This is a genomic window from Eubacterium sp. AF22-8LB (assembly GCF_003458715.1).
GTDB lineage: Bacteria > Bacillota_I > Bacilli_A > Erysipelotrichales > Erysipelotrichaceae > Holdemanella.
In genome coordinates, this window is sequence record NZ_QRVI01000017.1 from 26,537 (window position 1) to 52,129 (window position 25,593).

Annotated in this window: 25 protein-coding genes, 1 pseudogene and 1 riboswitch; of the genes and pseudogenes, 19 read left to right on the plus strand and 7 right to left on the minus strand. The window is 35.7% G+C overall.

Going from position 1 to position 25,593, the window contains the following annotated elements:
* Positions 1 to 3 precede the first annotated feature (3 nt).
* The 5 genes from DWY01_RS07600 to thiC all read left to right on the plus strand — a co-directional run bounded on the left by DWY01_RS07600 (position 4) and on the right by thiC (position 6,815).
* On the plus strand, positions 4 to 873 hold the full coding sequence (locus tag DWY01_RS07600; RefSeq protein WP_117995546.1) for a DMT family transporter: 870 nt from the start codon (positions 4 to 6) through the stop codon (positions 871 to 873).
* Positions 874 to 917: 44 nt separating this feature from the next.
* Positions 918 to 1,127 (plus strand): YneF family protein, encoded by a 210-nt coding sequence (locus tag DWY01_RS07605; protein WP_117995547.1) that lies wholly within the window; start codon positions 918 to 920, stop codon positions 1,125 to 1,127.
* Positions 1,128 to 1,249: 122 nt separating this feature from the next.
* Positions 1,250 to 3,325 carry an EAL domain-containing protein gene (locus tag DWY01_RS07610; RefSeq protein WP_117995548.1) on the plus strand — a complete coding sequence of 692 codons (2,076 nt, stop codon included), beginning with the start codon at positions 1,250 to 1,252 and terminating at the stop codon, positions 3,323 to 3,325.
* Positions 3,326 to 3,785: 460 nt separating this feature from the next.
* Complete coding sequence (locus DWY01_RS07615; RefSeq protein ID WP_117995549.1) at positions 3,786 to 5,231, plus strand: GGDEF domain-containing protein; 1,446 nt, start codon at positions 3,786 to 3,788, stop codon at positions 5,229 to 5,231.
* 42 nt (positions 5,232 to 5,273) lie between these two features.
* A riboswitch (TPP riboswitch) is annotated at positions 5,274 to 5,379 on the plus strand.
* 95 nt (positions 5,380 to 5,474) lie between these two features.
* Entirely contained in the window at positions 5,475 to 6,815 is a 1,341-nt protein-coding gene (thiC, locus tag DWY01_RS07620; protein WP_117995550.1) for a phosphomethylpyrimidine synthase ThiC, read from the plus strand.
* A gap of 355 nt (positions 6,816 to 7,170) precedes the next feature.
* On the opposite strand, the pseudogene DWY01_RS12005 reads toward thiC, so the two are convergent.
* From DWY01_RS12005 to DWY01_RS12020, 4 genes and pseudogenes are all read right to left on the minus strand, one after another.
* Positions 7,171 to 7,416 (minus strand): annotated as a pseudogene (locus DWY01_RS12005) (hypothetical protein); the annotation flags it as partial.
* 15 nt (positions 7,417 to 7,431) lie between these two features.
* Positions 7,432 to 7,641, minus strand: coding sequence for a transposase (locus DWY01_RS12010; RefSeq protein ID WP_158553678.1), 210 nt, complete (start codon positions 7,639 to 7,641; stop codon positions 7,432 to 7,434).
* A gap of 10 nt (positions 7,642 to 7,651) precedes the next feature.
* Positions 7,652 to 7,921, minus strand: a complete 270-nt coding sequence (locus DWY01_RS12015; RefSeq protein ID WP_147332170.1) for a transposase — start codon at positions 7,919 to 7,921, stop codon at positions 7,652 to 7,654.
* Positions 7,922 to 7,993: 72 nt separating this feature from the next.
* Entirely contained in the window at positions 7,994 to 8,296 is a 303-nt protein-coding gene (locus DWY01_RS12020; protein ID WP_117995570.1) for a transposase zinc-binding domain-containing protein, read from the minus strand.
* Between the two features lie 318 nt (positions 8,297 to 8,614).
* Between DWY01_RS12020 and DWY01_RS07645 the strand changes: the two genes are divergently transcribed.
* From DWY01_RS07645 to DWY01_RS07665, 4 genes are all read left to right on the plus strand, one after another.
* A complete protein-coding gene (locus tag DWY01_RS07645) occupies positions 8,615 to 9,940 on the plus strand; it encodes an IS200/IS605 family accessory protein TnpB-related protein (RefSeq protein ID WP_117995554.1) in 1,326 nt (441 codons plus the stop codon).
* A 427-nt stretch (positions 9,941 to 10,367) separates the two neighbouring features.
* Positions 10,368 to 10,979 (plus strand): Crp/Fnr family transcriptional regulator, encoded by a 612-nt coding sequence (locus tag DWY01_RS07650; protein WP_243001990.1) that lies wholly within the window; start codon positions 10,368 to 10,370, stop codon positions 10,977 to 10,979.
* A 286-nt stretch (positions 10,980 to 11,265) separates the two neighbouring features.
* The gene (locus tag DWY01_RS07660; RefSeq protein ID WP_117995556.1) at positions 11,266 to 12,717 is read left to right on the plus strand and encodes a sodium:alanine symporter family protein; all 1,452 of its coding nucleotides are present in this window, start codon (positions 11,266 to 11,268) and stop codon (positions 12,715 to 12,717) included.
* A gap of 3 nt (positions 12,718 to 12,720) precedes the next feature.
* Complete coding sequence (locus DWY01_RS07665) at positions 12,721 to 14,331, plus strand: amidohydrolase (protein ID WP_117995557.1); 1,611 nt, start codon at positions 12,721 to 12,723, stop codon at positions 14,329 to 14,331.
* Between the two features lie 67 nt (positions 14,332 to 14,398).
* On the opposite strand, the gene DWY01_RS07670 is transcribed toward DWY01_RS07665, so the two are convergent.
* The 3 genes from DWY01_RS07670 to DWY01_RS07680 all read right to left on the minus strand — a co-directional run bounded on the left by DWY01_RS07670 (position 14,399) and on the right by DWY01_RS07680 (position 17,895).
* Entirely contained in the window at positions 14,399 to 14,698 is a 300-nt protein-coding gene (locus DWY01_RS07670) for a hypothetical protein (protein WP_199519920.1), read from the minus strand.
* 233 nt (positions 14,699 to 14,931) lie between these two features.
* Positions 14,932 to 16,557: a LuxR C-terminal-related transcriptional regulator gene (locus DWY01_RS07675; protein WP_117995558.1), complete on the minus strand. Its 1,626-nt coding sequence runs from the start codon at positions 16,555 to 16,557 to the stop codon at positions 14,932 to 14,934.
* Positions 16,558 to 16,566: 9 nt separating this feature from the next.
* The gene (locus tag DWY01_RS07680) at positions 16,567 to 17,895 is read right to left on the minus strand and encodes an ABC transporter substrate-binding protein (protein ID WP_117995559.1); all 1,329 of its coding nucleotides are present in this window, start codon (positions 17,893 to 17,895) and stop codon (positions 16,567 to 16,569) included.
* A gap of 177 nt (positions 17,896 to 18,072) precedes the next feature.
* Between DWY01_RS07680 and DWY01_RS07685 the strand changes: the two genes are divergently transcribed.
* From DWY01_RS07685 to DWY01_RS07730, 10 genes are read left to right on the plus strand one after another with little or no spacing between them, the layout of a single operon-like run.
* The gene (locus DWY01_RS07685; protein WP_117995560.1) at positions 18,073 to 18,693 is read left to right on the plus strand and encodes a DUF4428 domain-containing protein; all 621 of its coding nucleotides are present in this window, start codon (positions 18,073 to 18,075) and stop codon (positions 18,691 to 18,693) included.
* A gap of 27 nt (positions 18,694 to 18,720) precedes the next feature.
* On the plus strand, positions 18,721 to 19,464 hold the full coding sequence (locus tag DWY01_RS07690; protein WP_117995561.1) for a hypothetical protein: 744 nt from the start codon (positions 18,721 to 18,723) through the stop codon (positions 19,462 to 19,464).
* Between the two features lie 34 nt (positions 19,465 to 19,498).
* Positions 19,499 to 20,737, plus strand: coding sequence for a hypothetical protein (locus DWY01_RS07695; RefSeq protein ID WP_147332171.1), 1,239 nt, complete (start codon positions 19,499 to 19,501; stop codon positions 20,735 to 20,737).
* On the plus strand, positions 20,730 to 21,374 hold the full coding sequence (locus DWY01_RS07700; protein WP_117995563.1) for a hypothetical protein: 645 nt from the start codon (positions 20,730 to 20,732) through the stop codon (positions 21,372 to 21,374). Before DWY01_RS07695 ends, DWY01_RS07700 begins: the two co-directional genes overlap by 8 nt.
* Before the next feature lie 2 nt (positions 21,375 to 21,376).
* The gene (locus DWY01_RS07705; protein ID WP_117995564.1) at positions 21,377 to 22,024 is read left to right on the plus strand and encodes a hypothetical protein; all 648 of its coding nucleotides are present in this window, start codon (positions 21,377 to 21,379) and stop codon (positions 22,022 to 22,024) included.
* Between the two features lie 4 nt (positions 22,025 to 22,028).
* Positions 22,029 to 22,628: a hypothetical protein gene (locus DWY01_RS07710; RefSeq protein ID WP_199519921.1), complete on the plus strand. Its 600-nt coding sequence runs from the start codon at positions 22,029 to 22,031 to the stop codon at positions 22,626 to 22,628.
* A gap of 9 nt (positions 22,629 to 22,637) precedes the next feature.
* The gene (locus tag DWY01_RS07715; protein WP_117995566.1) at positions 22,638 to 23,312 is read left to right on the plus strand and encodes a hypothetical protein; all 675 of its coding nucleotides are present in this window, start codon (positions 22,638 to 22,640) and stop codon (positions 23,310 to 23,312) included.
* A 1-nt stretch (position 23,313) separates the two neighbouring features.
* A complete protein-coding gene (locus tag DWY01_RS07720; protein WP_117995567.1) occupies positions 23,314 to 24,462 on the plus strand; it encodes a hypothetical protein in 1,149 nt (382 codons plus the stop codon).
* A gap of 17 nt (positions 24,463 to 24,479) precedes the next feature.
* Entirely contained in the window at positions 24,480 to 25,094 is a 615-nt protein-coding gene (locus DWY01_RS07725; RefSeq protein WP_117995568.1) for a hypothetical protein, read from the plus strand.
* A gap of 2 nt (positions 25,095 to 25,096) precedes the next feature.
* Entirely contained in the window at positions 25,097 to 25,555 is a 459-nt protein-coding gene (locus DWY01_RS07730) for a hypothetical protein (protein WP_117995569.1), read from the plus strand.
* Positions 25,556 to 25,593 lie beyond the last annotated feature (38 nt).

The following is a 25,593-nucleotide window of genomic DNA, read 5'->3' on the forward strand; positions in this document are numbered from 1 at the left end:
GATATGAGTAAACAACAAGCCAATTTTGTTTGCCTTTTAGTAGCAGCTATATGGGGTGGTGGCTTTATTGCTACAGATGCTGCATTACAAACTTTTGCTCCCTTTACTGTTTTAATGATTCGCTTTACTGGAGCGGCTCTTGTCAGTATTGTAGTTTGCATGACAAGTAAAGTGAAGATTTCAAAGGAAGCACTTGTACGAGGAAGTATTTCGGGTGTCTTGATGTATTTGGCGTTTGCCTTTCAAACCTTTGGCTTGTTTTTGACAAATACAGGACAAAATGCTTTCTTAACAGCTGTTAATGTTGTACTTGTACCTTATATAGTATGGATTCTTTGGAAAAAGAAACCGAGCAACCGTCAGCTTTTGGCTAGTATGGTGTGTTTAGCAGGAATCGCATGTTTAAGCTTATCAAAAGGCTATTTCTTATTTAGTTTTGGTGATTGTTTATCACTGACATGTGCTTTGTTCTTTGCGTGTCACATTATTTCCTTGGAGTATGCAACAAAAAACAGCAATTCCATCGCAATTAATGCCGTACAAATGAGTATTGCGGCTTTACTTTCCGTTCCTTTGGCTTTAGGCTTGGAAACCATTCCTGAAACAATCACAATGCATGCGTATTTGAGCTGTGGATATATGATTTTAATTGCGACATATCTAGCTTTCCAGCTGCAGACACTTGCACAAAAGTATACAGATGCCTCAAGTGCAAGTGTACTTTTGTGTACAGAATCTTTATTTGCGAATGTATTTGGTTTCATATTATTACATGAAGCAAAGAGTCCAATTATGATTTTAGGAGGCTTATTGATCTTCTTATCTGTAATTTTAACGGAATATAGTGGTCAATTCATATTGTCAAAAGCGTAAAAAGATAGTAGAATAAATGAGTAGATAGTGAGGTTGACTAAAACATGGGTTCAATTTTTTATACGATAGTGGGAGCCATCGTTGGTGGCTTGGTTACTTTCTACTTCACTCGTAAGAAGTTTGAAAAAGAAATTAAAGAAAATCCACCTATTAATGAAAAGATGATTCGTGCAATGTTCTTACAAATGGGACGTAAACCTAGTGAAGCACAGATTCGTCAAATCATGAAATCGGTAAACGCAAACCGTAAATAATGATAAAGTGTCATTAGACACTTTTTTTATTTTTTATTTTTTATTTTTTTGGGTTGTTTGCGTAATGAAAGTTTTGGTTATATAATAATGTTGGTTATTTATATTATTTGAAAGAGGTTTTTATGAAAGATTTTGATTCTAGTCGCATTTATCAAATACTAGGCGATGAATTTAAAAACATCTATATTGTTGATTGTGAGAGTCAACAAATCTATGCTTTTAAGGAAACATTAAAGTTGCCTGGTTTTTCTTTATGCATGAATTATGATGATGCGATGAATCAATATATTGATGAGCGTGTCTATGAAAAAAATCGAGATATGTTACGAATGGCTCTTTCATTTGATTCTCTTTATGCAAGGTTAGAAAAATCAGAACACTTTAATATTCATTATCAATCAAAAAGTGATACGGAAGTTCATTTTATGTATACACATTTTGGACGTATCATGGAAGGTAATAAGCTTACTCAAATTATTATTGGTTTTGCGAATGAAGACTTAGATATTCGTAGAAACAATTTAGATATGATGGATAATACGATTGTGCCAAATGGACTTAGACGAAAGGTTTTAATTGTCGAGGATAATGAAATCAATCGTGAAATATTAAAGGTTACATTAGAGGATGATTATGAAGTTCTCGAAGCCGTCAATGGAGAAGAGGGCTTGAAAATTTTATCTCAGAATTATAAAGATATTTCAATCATCTTGTTAGATGTTGTGATGCCTATATGTGATGGATTTGAATTTTTGAATCGTCAAAAATCAGATTCTTTACTCGCGAATGTTCCAGTCATTGTAACAACAGGAAATAATTCACAGGAAGATGAATTAAAATGCTTAGGCCTAGGAGCTGTTGATTTTATCACAAAGCCATACAATGCAAGAATTGTTAAGAGTCGTATTGACAGTGTTATAAAGCTTAGAGAATCCAGCATGACTTTGGCAGCTATTGAAAAGGATGAATTAACGGCTTTGTTTACAAGACAGGCATTTTATCATCATGCGAGAACTTTTATTAATTTTATTTCCAATGAAAATTGTTATGTGATTGTTTTGGATATAGCTGATTTTAAGCTGATCAACGGAACATATGGTACGAAAAAAGCAAATGAAGTATTAGTCTATCTTGCGAATGCCTTCCGGTATTATGGAAAGAATGGTTTATTGACACGTTATGAAGGAGATCAGCTCTTAGGTTTGTTCCATAGTAATGATAAACTGCAAGTTGAAAAAATAGAAAAGAATTTGAATAAGATTGTCGAGGAAGCACCAATTCCTAATATTCGTATTAAAATGGGTATATATGAAAATATAGATAAGAGTCTTCAGATTCCAATTATTTGTGACCGTGCTTTGATAGCTGTAAAGAGCATTTCAAAGGATTTTAAAACAAATATTGCCTTCTTTACTTCAGAAATGAATCAAAGATTATTGGCACAAAGACAAATGGAAAATGATTTTAAGAATGCGATCTTAAATAAAGAATTTAAGGTGTATTTTCAACCAAAATATGATGTAAAAGATGAACATATCGTAGGTGCAGAGGCCTTGGTACGTTGGCAGAAATCGGATGGAGAATTGATTCCACCAGGTAAATTCATTCCTTTATTTGAAAAGGATGGATTGGTTGTTCAATTAGATGAATATGTTTTTAAAAGTGTATGTAACTTCCAGCATGAACGTATTCAAAATCATTTGCCTGTCGTTCCTATTTCCATTAATTTGTCTCGTGCAAGTATTCATTTTAATAATGTCGTAGAGCGATATGTTGAAATTGTAAAAGAAAATGATATTCCATTTGCGTGCGTTCCATTGGAATTAACGGAATCTGCTGCTTTATATTCACAACAAATTGCAGCAATTATAAATCAGCTAGTGAAAGCTGGATTTAAGCTTCATATGGATGATTTTGGTTCCGGATATTCTTCTTTGACGAGTTTAAATGAACTGAAATTTACAACTGTTAAGCTTGATAAGAGTTTGATTGACTGTATCAATCAGAATCGAGGTAAAAAAATAGTTCAACAAGCTATCGATTTGTGCCATGGCCTAGATTTGAAGGTTGTGGCTGAAGGGGTAGAAACAAAGGAACAAAGAGATTGTCTTAAAGAAATGGAATGCGATGAAATACAGGGCTTCTATTATTCAAAGCCTTTAAATGAAGAAGATTTTATAAGCTTAGTGTCGTGCTAAGCTTTTTTCGTTTTAAAGAAGATAGAACAATAGAAAATAGGGATTTTTCTCAGAAATTAATGAGTATCAATCAAATCTTAGATATATAAATCAAGTTACTAAGGAAGAACAGATTCGAAATCATGTCTTCATGTTTTCATGTAGAGATACAGAAAACAATTTCTTGTGTGCTAAATGTAGTGCTTGATTGTAGAGTTCACTTCTCCAACAGAAAGACACAAATCCAAAGCTTGAAAATAATGTGCGATTGCTGCATAATGTTGTCAGTTCAAAGTCCTCACTACTTGCGGTGAGGAGTAGTCAGAGATATGATGGGTCATAATTGCGATAAATAACTAAAAGAGTTTATTTTTGTGTATATAAATAAATTATTTATTTGGTTGAAATATAACTATAATATAACCAAAGTCATATTATAATTTAATAAATAAAGATTTCTTACAAAGAAAGGCAGGCTTTTATGAAGACACTCATGAAGTATGAATTGGTAATCAATGAGGCTTTAAGATCTGCCCTGATGTATGATATGCCAGATGAACAAATTTATGAATTTATTAGTTTTTTTGGTAAGCATATTGGGTGTGATCGGTTTTATATTTTTGAAGATAATAAAAAAGAGCATGTGGCAGTTAATACATATGAATGGTGTGCACAGGGTGTATCGAAAGAAATTGATAATCTACAGGATGTAGATATGAATATTATTAATTGGTGGTACGATATTTTTGATGAAGGAAAGAATGTGATCATTCAAGATGTTGAAACAATCAAAGAAGAGCATCCATATACGTATAGTACGTTATTGAAACAAAATGTGAAATCACTAGTGGTTTGTCCAATTCGCTACAAAGATGAAATCAGTGCATTCTTTGGCGTTGATAATCCACCAATCAATGAAAACTTAGGATTAACGACCTTCTTAGATATGATTGCGACGATGGTAGTTTCCTTTCTAAAAATTCGTAATGCACAGATCAAAACAAAAAGGGCAGCTAAATTAAGTGGCTATTCAGCCTTGGCTCAAATCTATATGTCGATGCACTATATTAATGTGCAGACTCATCAATTTCATATTGTCAAAATCAATAATGTTGTTTTGAAATATTTAGGAAGAGAAGCATTACATGAAAAATACGATATTGAAGATAATTTTATGAAGCATATGCGTACAATTTATAAAAAGTTTTGTAAGCCAGAATATTTAGAATACGAGTTTGATTTTATTGATTTAAATACTTTGGAAGAAAGATTAAAAAATCGAAAATCAATTGAGAATGTATTTTATGGTAAGCTTTCTGGCTGGTGTCGAAGTCGTTTTATTCCAGTCGATTATGATGAGGATGGTCATTTGTTACATGTACTATATTGTGTGGAATGTATTGATGAACAAAAGAAAAGGGAAGATAAGCTTTTATATATGGCACAAACCGATATTATGACAGGTATATCTAATCGTGGTAGTGGTGAAAAGATGATTGAGCGTGTTTTGAATAATAAAGTTAGTGGCATGATGTGCTTAGTGGATTGCGATAAGTTTAAAGCCATTAATGATACCTATGGCCATATGGTAGGAGATGAAGTGATTATTGCGATTGCGAATACGCTCCAAAAATCATGTCGCGATAAGGATGTTGTGATGCGTTTAGGTGGAGATGAATTTGCGATGTTTATTCCTGGGGTAACGGAACAAAAATGTGCACAATCTTTTATTGATCGTTTGTTTGAAAATATAAATAATATCAAAATTGAAGCGCTTGAAGATAAAAAGATCGTGATTAGTCTGGGAGCATGTATTTATGATGGAAAAGAAGAGCTTAGCTTTGATGATTTGTATTATAGAGCAGATTCAGCCATGTATCAAAGTAAAAAGAAGGATGGCTGTAGTGCAACAATTTTTAGAAAGTAATTTAGTCTTTACTATCTTAAAAAATTGGTGTATAACTTAAATGTAAATAAAAAAGGGAGCTTGTATGACAGGCTGAGAGGAAAGTATGACTTTCGACCTATAACCTGATTTGGATAATGCCAACGTAGGAAAATACATTGTTTTGATGTGAGTAGACCTATTTTGGCTGCTCACTTTTTTAGTGGCAAAATGGGAGCACCACTTTTTGTCACGTTAAATAATCATTTGAAAAGGAGAATTAAAATGAACACAAATGAAAGTACAGTAAGTACAGGCGCTACATATACCACACAAATGGATGCTGCGCGTAAAGGAATTATTACGCCAGAAATGAAGATTGTAGCGAAAAAAGAAAAAATGACAGAAGAAGCTCTACGTGAGTTAATTGCGTGTGGAAAAGTTGTTATTCCGGCAAATAAAAACCACAAATCTTTAGATCCAGAAGGTGTAGGTAGTATGTTACGCACAAAGATCAACGTCAATCTAGGTGTATCTAGAGACTGTAAAGACTATGACATTGAAATGAAGAAGGTTATGGCTGCCGTAGATTTAGGTGCAGAATCCATTATGGACCTTTCGAGTCATGGAAATACACAGCCATTCCGTCAAAAATTAACGGCAGAATGTCCAGCTATGATTGGTACAGTACCTGTATATGATAGTGTAATTCACTACCAAAGAGATTTAAATACTTTAACAGCTAAGGATTTTCTAGATGTTGTTGAATTACATGCCAAGGATGGTGTGGACTTTGTGACATTACATTGTGGAATCACTAGAAAAACAATTGATCAAATTAAAAAACACAAACGTAAGACAAATATTGTTTCTCGTGGAGGAAGCTTAGTATTTGCGTGGATGTCAATGACAGGTGAGGAAAATCCATTCTATGAATATTATGACGAAATCTTAGACATCTGTGAAAAATACGATGTGACAATTTCTTTAGGAGATGCTTGCCGTCCAGGATGTTTGGCAGATGCGACAGATGTATGTCAGATTGAAGAATTGGTTCGTTTAGGTGAACTTACAAAACGTGCATGGGAACACAATGTTCAGGTAATTGTAGAAGGCCCTGGACATGTACCTTTAAATCAAGTAGCTGCCAATATGCAGGTTCAGCAACAAATTTGTATGGGAGCTCCATTCTATGTGCTAGGTCCAATCGTTACAGATATTGCACCTGGATATGATCATATTACAGCTGCCATTGGTGGTGCGGTTGCCGCTATGTCAGGAGCTGCCTTCCTATGTTATGTAACACCTGCAGAGCATTTAGCACTTCCAAATGTAGAAGATACAAAGCAGGGAATTATCGCATCTAAGATTGCGGCGCATGCGGCTGATATTGCCAAAGGGGTACCGGGAGCTAGAGAAATTGATGACAAGATGGCAGACGCAAGAAAGGCTTTGGACTGGGATGCACAATTTGAGTGTGCTTTAGATCCTGAAACCGCAAAAGCTATTCGTCAATCACGTATGCCAGAAGAAGATCACAGTGATACTTGTAGTATGTGCGGAAAATTCTGTGCTGTACGAAGCATGAATAAGGCTTTATCTGGAGAAAATATCGATATTTTGTAAAGCGTAGTGTTGTACCTACGCTTTCTTTTGTCTTTGCATATTTTAGTAGGATTTGTATTTTTTATATATTAAGAAATTGGTTTCGGAGAAGATGAATTTGAAAATTTAAAAATGACCGAATTATCTGGGTTTAGAACTTTATTGGCATGACAAAACAGACTATTGGTAATAGCCTTGTTTAGTATGGAGTTCTTATTGGTTATATCCTTCTTTTATACATTCGCATCATTTCATCAATACATCTTTTTCTGTATGTTCTGTCATTCTTTGAGTTTTCTAAAGGATTGTATGTATAGGTATACTTAATTATAGATCCACATTTACATTGAATTGGGTCTTAGGTTAAAAGAATTAATCAAGTGTGTGCGGTATCTGAATTTATTGAGTTTGTTTTTAAGGCTTTAGTTCTTGTTTCACGAGAATAATCTTTATTCTTTTTGATTCCAAGAAGTGCATGAACTTTATCCAATGTTTTCTTAGAAGCATTGGCATAGAATCTATAATATCGAGTGGTTAAGAAATGGTAGTCTGGTATATGTATAATAAGGCGGTTAATAAAGTCGATCACATTATCTGTGACATCATATCTTTTCTCATCCTTATGATCATTGTAGAATCAACTGACAGTCTTTGATTCTTTATTGTATTCTGTAATTCTATTTTCAGCCATGGCAGGTCTACCTGCATAGCGAATGAAGTAGTTTATGCAGCCTTGAATGTTTTTACCATTATTGGAATCATTATTATCTGATTTAGATTTGGCATAGACATAGAAACCTTTTGGGTGTTTTTTATAGAGTCTGTTTCTTTCTTCTAGTTTACTCAAACTACCAGATTCAATGATGAGATGTATCAGCTGATATTGAAATGTTTTTTCGAAGCCTAGAAAAATTGAAATGGTGGAACATCTTAAGTTTGTTTGTTTTTTGCGAATATACAAGTTCCGGTACAAGACAATGGATGTGTGGATTCCATTTAAGGTCCCTTCCAAAAGCATGCATAGTTGCAATCATGCCAAATTCATTACGAACAGGAATATCTTTGAATATATAATGAGTATTCCTTAATTGTTTCGTTTTCAATTTCTTTAATAATAATCTATTCATAAGTATACATATTGTATTTCTAGCTGCAACAAACAATAGATTGAGTCGAGTACGATCTTGTCTGAACCAATTTCAAAGTTCTTCAGGAATAGTAAAGACAATGTGTCTATGAGGGCAGTCAAGACAAAAAGAAGTAGCCCTGGCTGCAAGCTGTTTGGCATATTTAACACCACATGCATTACAGAACCTGGAATGACATGAATGTTGAATAATATTCCAGTTGTCACAATCAGTACATTCAAACTGATCAAATCCAAGATAACATGTGTAGTAAAGTAATGAACGTTCGACATTGTCTAAAATGCAAGGACGAGCTTTACCGGAAGCATCTAATTTTCGAATGTATTCAATATTATCGAAGAAGATATTCTTGATAGGTGATTGAAATCGAAGTTTTTAACATCACAATCTAAAAGAGATAAAATTTCAATTAGAATATTTGAATAATAAGTAGTGTCCATAATTGAAGTATAGAATTAAATAGAGATGTAAACAAGACTTGGCAAATAAAAAGGACCTGAATAAGTCCAATGTGAATTTAATGTGAACATGTGAGAATATCGATAAATATCACATATACACATTGGTGATATAATGATACAAATAAAATAAATCAGAAAGTCCCAAATCTATCTATTAAACGTGTTTTGAATATAGTATAATAGAGTCAGATAGAACAGGAGGACTTGTCTTATGAAGGTATTTTCGATGTCACAAAGAATCTATTATAAAGATTTGGAACCTGAAGCAGAATCTATCATTAAAAAGGATCTTGAACTGTATAACTGCATGTTTCATAAGGCATTCAAGATCTGTTTTGACCGTGCCTATAAAGATGTTACCTATTCAGAAACAGATCAAAGAATGATCAAGTCCTTCTATGGTACAAGTGATTATTTTCCTTTGTCTGCCATTAATGAGGCCAAGGCTTTGGTGAAAAGTCTTAAATGTAGAGAAAAGGAAGATCGTGATTTGATCAAGACTCGTCTTAAAAAGATAGACAAGAAAATCAAAAAGAAGGAGAAGCAATTAAAGAAGGCTTTAAAGGAAAAAGAAAAATTGATCAACAGATCCAAGAAAAAGAAATATACAGAAGAGGATTACTTGTATGAGGTGCAGGTATTGGATCCAAATATCAAAAGATTGAAGAGCATCATTCGCAATCTTAAATTCAGAAGAAATCGGAATAAGTTCAAGCTTAAAAGAAAGATGCCTTCTGTGTGTTTTGGTGGTAAAAAGAATTTGAGAAGTGATTTAGAAACCTTTAGATTCAGAAGACAAAGAAGAATGCTTATTCCAGGCAGAAGACAGGGCAAGTATTCAAACAACCTATTCAAATTAAATGTTGATAATGATATGTTGACCTATCGAAGTACGCAGAAAAACATTGTATTCAAAGTGGAGTTTCACAAATACAAGGATGAATTGTATGCAAGAGTCAATGAAAAACACAATTCACCTGATAAGGCTGTAGCCTATGAGTTGATGGATTATGGTGAATACTTTATTGTGAAAGCTATATTTGAAAAACATATGAATCTTCCAAAGACAGATACATTGTATGGAGCCGTAGGAATCGATATCAATGTGGACCATATAGCACTATGTGAAACCAATAAGGATGGAAATATCGTACTAATCAAGAAGTATCCAATCCATAAAGAGAATGCAAAGAACAAACGCAATGAAGAACTATATCAGCTGGCCATGGAAATCATGGAGCAATGTAAATCCAAGAAGAAGAGTCTAGTTGTTGAAGACTTGAATTTCAAACAGTTGAAAACAAGGATGCTTTATCGCCCTAAAAAACAAAATAAAACGTTATCGAGTTTTGCGTATAAAAAGATATTAGAAAAACTAGAAAGAAAATGTTTGATGAATGAAGTGGATGTAATTAAAGTTGATCCAAAGAATACGAGTAAGATTGGAAAAGAAAAGTATACAATGATCAAAGGATTGAGTGTACATTATTGTGCAGCCTATGTGATCAATCGAAGAGGCATGGGATTTGTGGATTAAATGAAATAAATAATCAGAACCAGAAGTTTATGATATCTTACTGGATGATAGATACATAGATCATGGATGAAATTCTGAAGTATTTATAAAAAAGCATACAATAAAAACTCCATCGATAAAGACTGAATGGATCGGGATACCGAATAATTCAGAAAGATGGAGTGGATATTGAAATGTTACCGGACGACTGGAAACGAACCGGGCACGTCATTTAGACGTGTGACTTTCCTTTGGAAAGTCTTTTCTTGGTTGAAAGTGAATGGGTTTACTTAAAGTATGTTATATTATTTTTGTAACGATTGATTGTCATGTGTCAATTATAACAAATGTTACATAAAATGGCTATGCGACTATGGTATAATAGGCGCTGATTAAGAAAGGGTTATATATGAGTGAGTGCATTTTACATTTTCTAGAAGAAAAAAATATGCCTTCAATCACAAAAAAGAAACATACATATTTAATGATAGATGGACATGATCAAGAATATATGTATGTATTAAAAGAGGGGATTATTAAAGTAAGTGTTATTTTGTGTGATGGGCGAGAATTTAATATTACTTACATAAAAGATTTTGATGTAATTTCACTATTGAAAGATGAAATCAATGAGTTTACGACTTCTCAATTTCGAGTTCGTATAGAAAGTGATACGGCTACATTCTGTCGTGTTCCAAGAGAATTATTTTTTAATGAGGTTAAGTATAATTCAGATTTCAAAAATTATGTTGATACATATTATCGTACGAAATTAAAGGAAGCTATTATTCGCCAACAAACTATGACGATGAATGGTAAAAATGGAGCTGTTTGTGCTTTCGTATATAGTTTGATTCCGTTATTTGGAAGAAAAGTAAAGAAGGGTATTTTTATTGATTTACAAATCACAAATGATGATATTGCAGGTTTCTGTGGTGTATCGACAAGAAACAGTGTGAATCGTATCTTGCGAGGCTTACGCGAAGAGAATGTCATCACTATGGTATATCATAAAATCTTGGTTTTAGATGAAAATTATTTAAAGCGTTACGTACAATAAAAATACAAAATTCAAACGGGAAAAGTAGCAATTCCTTCGGAACTGTGATATACTGTGCCCGTTTGGAAGATTAGTGGATTGAAATGTAAGATCCCCAGAGCATGAAGTACAAAGAGGACAGAAACGGGGCTCGCAGATATATGGCAGAAGAGCTGTATGTCGAGAACACCGGGTATCCGTATCTGACTTCATGTTCTGGTTTTTTTTATATTCTATACGCGGACTATACGCGGATTTTCCGAATGTATGCAAAAGAAAAACAATAAAAAGGATAGGAGAGGAAAAGATGTTTGAATTATTTGAAAATCTGACCAACTGGCTCTGGGGACTGCCACTGCTGATCACGATTCTCGCTACAGGTGTATATCTGACAGTACGTTCCGGTTTCTTCCAGTTCCGCCATTTTGGTTACATTGTGAAAAACATGTTCAGTAAAGAACGCCGTCAGGAAGGCGGAGACGACGGAAAGAGTCTGACACCGTTCCAGGCTATTTCCATTGCGATCGGCGGTACCGTTGGAGTATCCAATATGTCCGGTGTTGCAACAGCCATTGCAACAGGAGGACCTGGTGCATTATTCTGGCTCTGGATCGCAGCGCTTCTTGCTATGGTCATCAAGATGGCAGAGGTAACACTTGCTGTGTACTACAGAGAAAAACAGCCAAACGGTGAGTACCAGGGAGGCCCAACCTACTACATGCAGAAGGGTCTTGGCGACGAGAAAAAGCTTCCCTTCTGGAAACTTTTTGCAGTACTGTTCGGCGGCTGTATTTTTATGACATGGTTCATCACCTTACAGAATTATACAGTATCAGAGGCTGTCGGAAGTACCTTCCACCTGCCGTACATCGTGCCGTCACTTCTGTATGTGGCAGCAATCTACCTGATCATCATTGGCGGTGTAAAGAAAGTCGGTGTGATCTCTTCCTATATGACACCGATCATGTGCATGCTTTACATTGTAGGATCTCTTGCAATACTGGTAGTGAATTTTGATAAGCTGCCGGAAACCTTTGGACTGATCTTTAAGGGTGCATTTACAACACAGGCAGCAGTCGGCGGATTTATGGGAGCCGGTGTTGCAACAGCTATGCGTCTTGGATTTGCTCGTTCTGTATACAGCAACGAGGCAGGCTGGGGAACCTCACCTATGATCCATGCTTCCGCAAAAACAGACCATCCTGTTAAACAGGGACTGATGGGAGCATTTGAGGTATTTGCAGACACCATCGTAGTCTGCTCCATGACAGGTCTTGTTGTTATCATCACAGGCTACTGGAATTCAGGACTTCAGGGATCAGAGCTGACACTGACAGCATTTGAGTCCGGAATGGGCTCTGTTGCGAGAGCACTGATTGCAATCAGTATTTTCCTTTTCGGACTGACAACATCAACCGGATGGTTCACCTATTACAGTGTGATCCTGAAGCACTGGCTGAAAAACAATCAGAAGGTTCTGAAGATCGCAGAGAAGGTTTTTATCCTTGGAACGCCATTATGGGGTCTTCTGGTCACAGTGCTTACTATTTACGGAAACGGAACACCGGCACAGCTGTGGGTAATTGCAGACTTTACAACCGTATTCCCTACATTTGTAAATGTTGCCACATTATTTATCTTAAGTGGTACCTTCTTTAAGCTGCTGAAGGATTATAAGGCGCGTTACATGGGAATCGGAAAAGTAGACAAGGATATGGCACTTTTCTACGAGGATAAAAAAGAAAAAGAGGAAAAATAAACAGTGGATACGATTTTTTTTAACGGATGTATAAGAACACTGGATAACAGTGAAAAAGTGGCAGAGGCTGTGGGAATTGAAAATGGCCGGATCGTTTTTGTGGGAACTGATAAAGAAGCGGAAGCTTTTTCCTGCAAAAAACGGATTGACCTTAAGGGAAGGCTGATGCTGCCCGGTTTTGTGGATACACATATGCATATGCTGCATTATGCATTTGTGGAAAGATCTGTGAAACTGTTTGACTGCATAAGTGTTGAGGAAATGCTTGCTGCAGCAAAAAAAAGACTGGAGGAGAGTAAAGGTCAGAAGCTGACCTGGCTCTACTGCAGAGGTTGGAATGAGGAGCATTTTGATAAGCCGCGCTATCCGCATAAGGATGAGCTGGATGCACTCTCAACGGAAATCCCCATCATTATGGTGCGTGTCTGCGGGCATGTGGCTGTGTGCAACAGCTGTGGTCTGGAGCTTCTGAAAAAAATCCCGGAGTTTCCGGAGATTGAGAAGGAGGTTGATCTGGATACCGGACTTCTGAAGGAGAATGCAGTACAGTTTTATTCTTCCGTATTGGAAGCACCATCCCAGGAAGAAGTGGAAGGCTACATCAGATACAGTGCGAAGAAGCTGAATGAATGTGGATTTACAGGTGTACAGTCCGATGATCTTGCCTCCCTTCCGGGAAAAAACTGGCGTCGGATCATGGCCTCCTACAAGGCACTGGATGCCAGAGGAGAGCTGAGTATTCGCCATTATGAGCAGTGCCTTTTTGAGCGGGCGGAGGATGCGAAGGCTTTTATCGAGGAAGGATATCGTACCAGGCAGAGGGGAGATTACTTTACTGTTGGACCGATGAAGCTGATCCAGGATGGTTCCCTTGGTGCAAGAACAGCGGCCATGAATGAGCCTTACGAGGATTCGCCGGAAAATACCGGGATCATCACATTCAGTCAGAATGAGCTTGACGATCTGTTTGCTTTTTTTGACCGGCATCAGATGCAGGCGGCGGTACACTGTATAGGCGATCGTGCCATGGATATGGTCATTGAGGCAGTTGCGAAATCTCCTTACCGGAAGGATAACAAAAAGGGCAGACATGGTATCGTGCATTGCCAGATCACCAATCCGCGTATTTTGCAGGGGATGAAAGACCAGGATTTGCTGGCATATATCCAGCCGGTATTTATCGATCTGGATATGAACACAGTGGAACCTGCCATCGGCGCACAACGTATGGATAAGGTGTATGCATGGAAGAGTATGCTGGATATGGGAATCCATACGTCCGGCGGCTCGGATGCTCCTGTGGTAAGCTTTGATGCAATGGAGAATATTTATTTTGCAGTTACCCGCAAAAATATAAGCGGTCAGCCACAGGAAGGCTGGATCCCATCCGAAAAAATATCCGTAGACGAAGCGGTGAAGCTTTTTACAAAAAACGCAGCTTACGCTTCCTATACAGAAGACGAGAACGGAACCATCGAAGTGGGAAAAAATGCGGACTTCGTAGTTCTCGAGAAGAATATCTATGAGATCGACCCGGATGAAATCAAGACAACGAAAGTGGATATGACAGTTCTTGGCGGTGAGATTGTTTATGAGAGAGAAGTAGAAGAATAGCGGCAGTATAAAAAGAAAAAAGTGAGAGGCAGAGTTTGAGTGGAGCAGGCTCTGCTTTTTTTTGATTTCAGTAAAAATATAGAACAAGATGTAGACCATAACGGTGAACAAAATGAGTTGGAAGCAAGGCATGAGTGGATTTACATTGAGTACATTGGATACGTTGAACAGGAATTTGAATCTTACAATCACCATTGGAAATATCATCAATGATCACAAATTTTTTGTAGTGTTCATATAATATAAAAAGCCCAACGACACCACAAACAGGACAATGTAAAGAAAGCAGATCAATCGAAGCAATAAATGCTCGATAATCATCTTTATTCAAAATCAAGTTGAAGTCGTTGATAATTTTCAGTATCATAATATTGTCTAAAAGGACGGGTATGGTCGGTGAAGGATTTCTACCTTTTTTATTTACGTCCAATCCCTTCTAAAAATACTGTAACAAAAAGATAGGAAAAGTTCACCCTAAAAGTGTTTAAAGGATATCTCTTTCTCAGAGCTAAAATCCCTATGACTTTTAAAGGTTGATTTATCCCTATCCAGTTTTATATATTCATAAAAAGGAACCATATATCGGTTCCTTTTGTGGTTTTAAGACTTATTGTTCTTCAAAATTGTCATATACATCAATAATTGTTTTCTAGATTTTACACCAAGCTTACTATATATATTTCGATTGTGATACTTTAATGTATTATCTGTAATACTTAATGTATCTAGAATATCCTTGCTGGAATATCCCTTCACGTATAACTCTAGAATCTCTTTTTCTTTACGTGTTAAAGTCGCAAGACATTCTAAGAAACGTTTATATTCATCCTCATCAATATCATCGATACGTTTTGTCGTTAACCGCTCCACTTCTTTTTTAGCTCTGTCATATTCCTTTTGAATGGCTTCATGTTCATTTTCAATCAGTTGCAGCTTCTTGCGATTTTCCTGCATTTCTAGCTCAAGCGTCAACATTTTATTTTCAACTTCATAGTCTTTTGAAGATAAGAAATCCAAAAGATCATCAATTTCTTGTACATCATAGCGCATACTGTTTTTATTGTCTTTACGCAGCTGTTCTAATCCTTTTAGAATTGGGGACAGGTATCTTTGACTGAAGAAAGAGCATCCTAAAAATACAAATAATAATAGGACAATGGTAAAGAAGAATAATTCAATATTACTTTTTGCGATGGCTCGATTGTAGTCAGAATCCAAAATCATAACATATGTCGAATAGGTTTGATTCTTAGAAATTTTGATAGTGTTCTTAACTCCAATATAATTACGATCCTTACTTGTGATTCTTAATAAATTATTGCCAATAGGCTTAATGGAAAGATCTCCATTTGGCATATAATAGAATCCGTTTTGGCTTCCCGTACTAAAGCCTTCATTTGTGATGATTGAATCGGAGTCTGGCACTAAAAGACACGTTAAATGGTTGAGAGTTGAGGGCTGGGTATGCGCAAATTTAAACCAGCTTTGTGAAATTTCAAAACCACAAAGACCATAGAAGGTACCATCCTTTCCAACTAAAGGAACACGTAATAGGGCGATTCTTTCACCTGTGTATGGCAATTGAATAATATTTGATAGGGAATAATCAAAGTTCCCTTTTTTTAATTCTTCATAATCGGGTACAAGTGTAATATCAAATTCCTGTCTCCATTTACGATGTGGCATGATGCCATGCTTTTTTCCTATATTTGCGATGCCACGATACAAAATTAAGTCTTCCTTTGAATAGGACATTGTCGTTTTTTGAAGATACACACCACTTCGTTGTGTCTGCGCATTATCCAAAGTGGAATTGATTGTCGTATCTAGTTGTACATAAGCTCCTGAACAATTAGATCGTTCAAGATATTGTTCTAAAGGCTGAATCATATCATTTTCTAAAGAATAGATGGCATTGGGATTGTCCTGCAACTGTTGAAAGGTTAATCCTTGATTCGCTAGGGTTGTTTCTAATATAGCTTCCATATTATCAGCCAATGCGATATTTATAGAGGCCAAGTCATCCCAATAATTTTCCATATTCTTTGTGAAGTATTCACTTTGTGTTGTTAGATCTTTATGAAAATCTTGTTCGGTCGTTCCAAGTCTTCCAAATAGGAAGAGTCCCATCAATAAAGTAATACTGATGGTAGTCACTAGAAAGAACATATATACGAAAAGCTTTCGTTTCATGGATCTTTCTTTTGATTTAAAACTTAATTGCATAGGCTAACCTCAAGAAAGACTTTTTAAAATATTCATTGCTTCATCTACAATTTCATCAATATCTTCACCAGCAGCAGCTCGTGCTTGCCATTCTGGTTGATGGCTTCTTACTTGATCATAAAATGCATAGGCCTTTCTAGAAATCGCATTTGGAACCTCTCTAGAAATAACGGTATAGTCGGATTTCATTTCGGTGAGTGTATTGTATAAAGATTGTGTTTCTTCATCTTCAAACTTTTCATTTTTTAAGTTTTTAAATGCTTTTTTTGTGACTGGCATGTAACCTGCTTGGATCACAAAGTCCATGTTTCGTTTTGGCTCCACAAGCCAATGTGCAAAGACACTAGCGGCTTCTTGTTTTTGTTCTGTAGTCTTATAGGCACATAATCCAACACCAGCTTGTGTCATGAGGGCATGGTCTTTATCGGCCTTTGGATAAGGCAGGGCAATCGCATTTAATGGTTCCGTTGTATTATCTGGATATGTAACGATGTCATTTAAATAGAGATAGGCTGCACTGCTGGATACACCAATGAGTGTTTCTCCGGTTGTAAGTTCTGTGCTTGAATAGAAATCTGAAGCAGAAATATGGCCTTTGATCAATGGTTCTAGAAAGGTTCTAAAGGCTTCTTGAAATTCTTTATCGTCCGTATTATACCAGCCATTCTCATTAAACATATGTTTAGAACCTAATGCGATCGCATAAGATTCAATGGAATTTAATAGATAATCAAAGCATAATAACGGCTTTCCATTTGACCATTCATAATATTTTTCGGCTACATCAAACGTTTGATTCCAAGTGTCAAAATCATTTAATGAAACAGCGGTATCGTTAGAAAACTTTTCAAATTGTGTACCATTCATAAATAAAACGATTGTTGATTTTGATAATGGAAGATCCACAAGCTTATCCTCTAGCATTCCAGCATCTAAAAACTCATCAACAAAATTTGAAATTTCCTTCTCTGTAAATACATCATTCCATACAACACTCTTATCTAAGCCTACCTGTTTGGCATTATGAATATGTCCTGTATAAAGATCTGGCATTGGATCTGCACCTGGTTCTTTAGATAAACTTTCTTCAAGCTCAGAACCAATTTTACTCGCATTGGTTATTTTTGTGACATTAATTATGATGCCCTTGTCCTTGCCTTCAGTTTCATTGAATTCAGCAATCAATTGATTCATTGGAGAATTGACTTGTTCTCCATAAACATGCCACATTGTCAGGGTCACGGGGTTATCTTTATCGAGTAAAGATTTTGATGAACACCCATATAGATTGCACAGGCTTAGACCAAATACTAATAAATATTTTATAACTTTTTTCATGATTTTCCCCTTTATTTACAGCAGTTCCCACCCTTTTTAAGTTTTGGGGTGGGGTAAATTTTATAATACTTTCTATAATGAAAATGTAAGTTGATTACATAAGTTTTGAAAGTGCTTTCTAAATACAATATAGCACAAGTAAACAAGTCAATCAAATGAAGAAAGGAGGAAAATGAAATGGGGTTGTTTTCTAAAAAGGAATGTGATGTGTGTAAAAAGAAGATGGCATTGATGGAAGGTTATAAATGTGCGGATGGTACGATCTGTAATGACTGTAAGAAAAAAATGTCACCATTATTTACAGACTACAAAAACACAACAATAACACAGATCAAAGGGCAGCTAACCTATCGTGAAGAAAACGTACAAAGAGTCAAAGCGTTTGTGGCAGCTGAAACGTTTGGTGAGTATCCAAAGGTAATGGTTGATCGAAAGCACAACTGGTTTGTCGTGACAAAGGCAACAAAGCTTAGTGATGAAAATCCAGATGTGTTTGACTTAAGTGACATTCAAAATGTTTTGGTAGAAATTGAAGAGAATAAGCGAGAACTTCATTTCACAAATAAGAAAGGGAAGACATGTTCCTACAAACCAGCAAGATACGAATTTACGTACCAATTCAAGGTAAATATTCAAACGAATCATCCATTCATCAAAATGATTTCTTTGAAAATTACCAAAGAGGATGTCAAGATCATTTCAGAAATGCAGGATAAAGAAGTAATGGTACAGTCAAACGAAAAGTATCAGGAATCTTTACAGACGGCAAACGCATTAAAGAATGCGCTTGAATCATAATAATGCACAGAAAAGGAGGAATCATATATGGCAAATACATGTGCAATTTGTGGTGCTACAATTAATGTTTTACAATCACAGAAATTAATGGATGGAAATTATATTTGTACAAAGGGTTGTCGTGCAAAGGGATTAAAATATTACGACTATGTTCATTCTGATTTAGATAATGTCAAGGACCACATTCATCAAACTGAGGTGGGTACAAAGGTTTGGCAAGATTTAATGGAACCTTTGAAAAAAACACGTGATAAAAATCAAAAGATGCAGGCTTTCCGCCCTATTTATATTGCACCAAGTCTAGGTTTGATTGCGGTTATTGAAGCTCGTGGAGGTTTGTTTAATACAAAAACATATGCGTGTGTATTCCGTCTAGAAAATCTTCAGCTTTATAGAACTGAAAGGATGCCCGCAAGAACAAGTGGTTCGGATAAAGATAAAATGTGTGTTCACTTAGGTTTCGTACATACAAAAGGCTTAAATGATGTCTATATTCCATTTGATAGTGAAACTGATTGTCATCAATGTGTAGATTATCTAAATAAATTGTTTGGCTTAGATGATTCATTTAGAAGTGGCATTAAAAAGTCTGTAACTCAATTTAAGGCAACAAAGAGTATGTGGGATTTAGCGAAAGCCAAAAAGAATGGAGAAAATTTAGAAGAAAAAGCGAAAGCGACAGTGGATGCGTTTGGGGCAACTATTATTGGAGATCGTACGCAATTTAAAGATGCAGCCGATCAAGCTCTAGCTGGATATGATTTGGATTAAGCTTTGTTCGATCGTGTTTCTTAGTTTGAGTCTAATGTTTACAGGTTGTAAATCACAATCCAATGAAGAGGTGTATGTTTCAGATCTCTACAATATTCATGAAGAATACCAGGATGCATGGGGAAATGTTGGTAAGTACGACATTTCCTTGCCTCGTATTCATTGTGATTCAAAATCCGCAAAGAAGTTGAATAAGACTATAAAAAATGAATACAAGGATTTGATTCATACTTTAAATGAAGCAAAAGAAGAAAAGTATACATTACCAGATACAAGTATTAGCTATAAAGAATATTGGAACAAGAAAATGGTTTCTTTAGTCATCAAGGAAGAAGTGGAAGCGGATGATCCTAGATACAAAGTATATCATTTTGATTTTAAAACAAAGAAGCGTGTTTCGAATAAAAAGCTATATAAGAAATATAAAATCAATCAAAAGGATACGAAGGCATGGGCTGCACAGGCTTTTGATCAAGAATATGCCAATGAATATTATGACAATGTAAAGGAGTTAAGAGCTCAAACAATTGGTTTGTTGCCTTCAAATCTGGATGTGTTTTACCACAAAGGGAAATTGAATGTATTGATTCCTGTCGCCACAAATTTTGGTTCTGGAACAAAGATGGTTCCGTATAGGCCAAGTCGCAAGAAGTCTTATAAGATAGAAGATTCTTCCACGTTTGACCAGATGACTATGACATTAAAGAATAATAAGCTATCCCTCTATTTTGCAGGGACACAAAAAGCATATGAAGTACATGGATGTTTCAATGAATATAAACAGGTTCATGTATATGAAATTGGTCCAGGCGTTACTTATGGATTTGCCCTTACGACAAATGGTTTGGTGGAAGTGATTGCGATTGAGGATGGTTTGCCAATTAATCGAGTTTGTAGCCAAGGACCATTATATGGGTTAGATAAAGTAAAGAGCCTTCGTGCTGGTCAGGCATTGACAGAAAAGGATCAGTTGATTGATTTATTTGATGCATTGAGAAATCAGCCGTTTAAAAGTCTTGAGGGTACGTATACAAATGAGAGTGTAACACTTCAAATCGATGAGAATGGTTTGTATGCAATGCAGGATCAAGAGAATTCGCATTCTGGCCTATTGTTTAGTGTAGGTATGGAAGAAGATGGATTTGTGTATGGATATGATGACTATAATCAACAAGTCTTATCGTATTGTAAAGTAATGCCGTTATATGAAAAATTAGAGATCAAAAATTTGTTTGATCATGACAAATTAGAATTGGAGTATAAATATGAATAAAAAATTATTAGTAAGTGCATTCGCATTAAGTATGGTATTTGGATTGACAGGATGTTCAAGTGAAAAGCCAGAAGAAAAAAAGGAAGATACAAAGGTTGTTGAAAAGAAAGAAGAGAAGAAGGAAGAAAAGAAAGAGGAAAAAAAGGAAGAAAGTACAGATGCTGTATTAGTAAGAGAAATTTCGAGTAAGACATATACAGTCACAATTCCTGAGCTTACTTCATTCTATACACCAAGTAGAGATGGTTTAGAAGTTAAAACAGAAGTAAATGAGCAACAAATCTCATATACGCTTGAAGATGAATTTGGTGATTTTAAAATGGCTATTTATGTAAATCCAATCAATGCTGAGAGTGCAGAAGCCTATGCGAATCGTATTAATGAAGGATTTAAGGATGATGAATCGAAACAATATAAGCCTAGCACGGTGGGTGATTTCAGTGGCTTTATAAAAGTGACTACAAGTGAAAATCCTAGCTTCAAATGTAAAGATAACTTGTTGTTGGATTTTGAAAGTGTGGATGGTTCTGCTGTAGTGATGTCTGTAACGGTAGAACAATTCAATGATACGGATACAGCGGATATGGAAGTAGCGATGAAGGCTGTTTTAGACAATATGAAAGTTGAGGTTAAATAGTCATGAACGCAAAATTTGTGAAGAGCTTATTAGTAATCGGAATGGGCTTGAGTTTAGCTGCTTGTTCATCGAATGATCCAGAGCCTAAAAAGGAAGATACAAAGGTTGTTGAAGCTAAAAAGGAAGAAAAGAAAGAGGAAAAGAAAGAAGAGAAAACAACGGATTTTGTGGTAAGCAAAAACTACAACAAGAAGTATGAGATCATCATCACAATGCCTCAAGATTTCACAAAGATTTATACGCCAGCTGATGGTGTAGAGGTTACAGGAGAGATTGTCAATGATTCCTTTATTCGCTATAGCTTTGAAAATAAAGAAGCCGATACGAAAAAGATTGCGGCTATTGAAGCTAATGCAGATGCGACAGCGGATGAAGTGGCTGAAACCTTCAATAAAGGTGAGGAAGATGAAAGTAAGCTTTATAAGCCTTATCAGGTTGGAAACTATACAGGCGTAAATAAAATTCAAGATTATTCTTATGATGATTATGTAACGTACAATATGTATTTCAATTTGGATCGAGATGGTTTTAAAGGAACAATTAAGGTTGTTGTTGAAAAGCTAAAAGCGGAAGCGGATGATTCGGATACAGAAGCTATTATTACTGCAATTTTAGATAATGTAAAAGTTGAAAAGAAGAAATGTGAGTAAGCCTATGAATCATAAGCTAGCTAAGATCTTGCTTGCGCTAGGTATAGGCTTAAGCCTGGTTTCTTGTGCAAAAAAGCCAGAAGAACCAAGGTCTTCACAAGTGAAAAAAGAAGAGAAGGTAAAGATTGGCGAAATGACTGGAGTCGCACAAATGAATGGCTATTTCATTAAGATGACAATGCCAGATTTATTGTCGGTTTATACACCGAAACAAGAAGGCTTAAACATATCGGGTAAGCTAGAGGGTGGTCGTATTCTTAAATATGATTTACATTCGGATGATCGTACGTATATCACGCGAATTTCAATTGATTGTGATTATCGTAAGGCGGCCAAGGAAACGGCGGATGTCTTGAATGCAGGTTTTGAAGATGAAGCAGATCAATATAAGGCATTTACGATTGGTAAGTATTCGGGTTATAAGAAAACGACGGTATATGATTCGTCTGATAAAACCTATTCTAAGATGTTGATTGATTATCCGGTTGGTGAAGATAATGTTGTCTTACAAATTTATGTAGAACAAGAAAAAGCCAATGATTTGGATGAGGTAACACTTGCTGTATTGGATAATATCGTTGTTGAAATTTGTATGGAAGAGTAGGTGATAAGAGTGAAAAAGAATAAGTTATTAACTGGCTTCTTGGTTTTGTGTATGGGACTTAGTTTAGTGGCTTGTTCATCAAATGAGCCAGAAGAAAAGGTAGAAGAAAAGAAAATAGAAGAGACTAAGGCAATCGAAGAAAAAGAAGAAAAGGTAAAAGAAGAGAAGAAGGAAGAAGAAAAGGCTAAGGCAGCTGAGGAAGAAAAAGAAAAGGATAGTACGATTATTAGTTATGCGAATAAAAAGGTAAGAGTTACTTTACCTAAAGATTTGACTTCTTTCCATATGCCTGCTAGAGAAATTTCTAGATATAGCTATATGGAAGAATCGAATGTTCTTGGTTATTCATTGTATGCGAAAGATCGTACGTTCACCATTCATTTCTCAATTGGAACGGATGGCTGGGATTCAGCAGAGGCTGCTAGCGTTTCTCACAACAAGGTTTGTAAGGATGAATCAAAAATGTATGAGCCATGTACTGTAGGTGAATATTCTGGATATAAGTATGTGGTGTCAAGTGATAAATCGATTGAATATCATTATGTGCTTGATTATCTAGTGGATGGTCAAGATGTCGTACTAACCATTCGTGAAGAATTACGTAATGATGACGATACTTCCTTGTTAGAGCCATTGTTGCTGGATGTGGTACATAATTTAAAGATTGAATTAATAGGAGAATAATATGAATGGGAATAAGTTATTAACCGGCTTCTTAGTTTTGGGTATGGGACTGAGTTTAGTGGCTTGTTCAAGTGATAAGCCTGAGTCTAAAAAAGAAGAGACTAAGGTAGCAGAAAAGAAAAAAGAAGAGAAACAAATTGTTACGCAGGATCGAACAGCTAAATTGAGTATTGTTGAAGATCTATCTCCTTATTTTACTTCATCTAGAGAGGGTGTAGGTAAAATGGAGAGTATGTTAAAGGATAATGGTTCGATTATCTATAAGTGTTTAAATGAAGAAAATAAGTATGAGTTGAATGCTGAAATTAAATTGTTGTCGTCTAGCTCAGCTGAAAAGAGTGCGGATCTACAGAATTCAATGTATGGTGAAAATGACGAGGATAAAAAGTATAAGCCTTGTACGTTTGAGGGCTTTGATGCGTATAGTCATACCATCAATCTTGGTACAATTGAAAATACTAGACTTCACTATTATGTAGATTATCCAGTCGAGGATATCAACAAAGTCGTTTCTATCGAAATCAACCAGAAGAATGATAAAGAAAAGGATACTTCTGATTTAGAACCTTTTGCGAAGGCTATTGTTAAAAATATGAAGTTGGAAAAGGTGAAGGAAGAAAAGAAAGAGGAAGTAAAGAAGGAAGTTAAAGAAGAGAAGAAGGATGAAAACAGTAAGGAAATCGTTGGTGAATCGTCTCGTGCAAAATTAACTTTACCTAGGGATTTGACTTCGTTCTATACGCCTAGTGAAAAGTATGACACAATCAAGGGTGAGCAAGATAAGGGAAACATTGGTTATACATTAAGTCGAAAAGATCCAGATCGTTCAATATACGTAAACATATGTACGGATTCAAGTGATACGGTTGAAGAGGCTATCGTCTTCCATAACGAGCATTTAAGTAAAGGAGAAGAGCCATTCACAGAGTATACATTGGGTGAATATTCTGGGTATCGTTCTATGAGCTACCACAATTATTGGAATAGTGCCAATGATACGACGTATAGGTATAAGTTAAATTATCCAGTGGGCGATAAAAATGTAATATTATCATGTTCTGTAACACTTCGTGATAATTCGGATGATACGACAGGATTAGAAGATATATTATTGGCGGCTTTGCAGCAATTGAAGGTAGAAATTAAATAATAATAGGAGAACATAATATGAAAAATAATAAGTTATTAACAAGTCTGTTTGTGCTTGGTATGGGTTTGAGTCTAGTTGCATGTGGTAGTAGCGATGGTGGTACAACTACAAAGACGGATGGCACAAAAACGGTAGAGAAGAAAGAAGAGCAGAAGTTTGCCGAAAGAAAAGAGTATGAATCGGAGGGTCTAGCTTGTAATTTTAAATTGCCAAACTTGGATTCTTTCTATTTGGTGAAGGGTTTAGAAAAGCCTGTTTACAATACGGAATTATCACTTGGAAGCACAAAATATGAAGTTTATGATGATTATCTTCCGGTTCTTTTAGTATATGTAGGAGATGATGCCTTTGCGGAATGGAGTGATGGATATACTATTGAGGAACTTGCGACAAAAGATTTGAATGGGCAAGCTGACTATAAAGAGACAAAAGTCGGTGGCTATAGAGCTTTAGTTGCGGATTTATCGGATGAGGATGACGTAAAGAAAGAATATTATATTGAACATCCAGATCTTCCAAATGGAATCGTTTGTATTGAAGTCAATGAATATGATGATAATGATATTTCAGATGAATTGGCAGAAGCGATTATTAAAGAGTTCAAAGTTGTTGAGCTTTTAGATGTTGAATAATTGTGCTTGATACCAAAAGAAAAGAGTTGAATGTGCAGGGATTGGCTTGTACATTCACTCTTCCGAATGTGGATGCGTATTTTCTTGTGAATGATGAGCCTGTTTTGTATAAAAGTAAAGTGGTTGCTTCAGGTGTGATGTATCGCATTCTAGGTGAGAATACAGATATTGTAGTATTTGTGGATACGATTCCTTATATTGAACATAATGCGATGTCCTATGATGAGGTTGTTCATGTTGAGTTTGAAAATCTGGACTACAAAGAGGTAGAGATACTTTCTTATAAGGCATGTGTGGTTGAGGAAGGGGATGGCTGTTACATAAAACGTACGTATCTTGTAGATTATTTGGGTCTGTCTAGTGGTGTACTGAGAATTGAAATTTTGAGTAAATCAAATGAATTTGATTCTTTAGTAAGTGCAATAGTAAAAGAAATACAAGTGATGTTAGCATATAAATAGGACTAGTCAAAAAGAGAAAATTTACACCAGTGGTACAA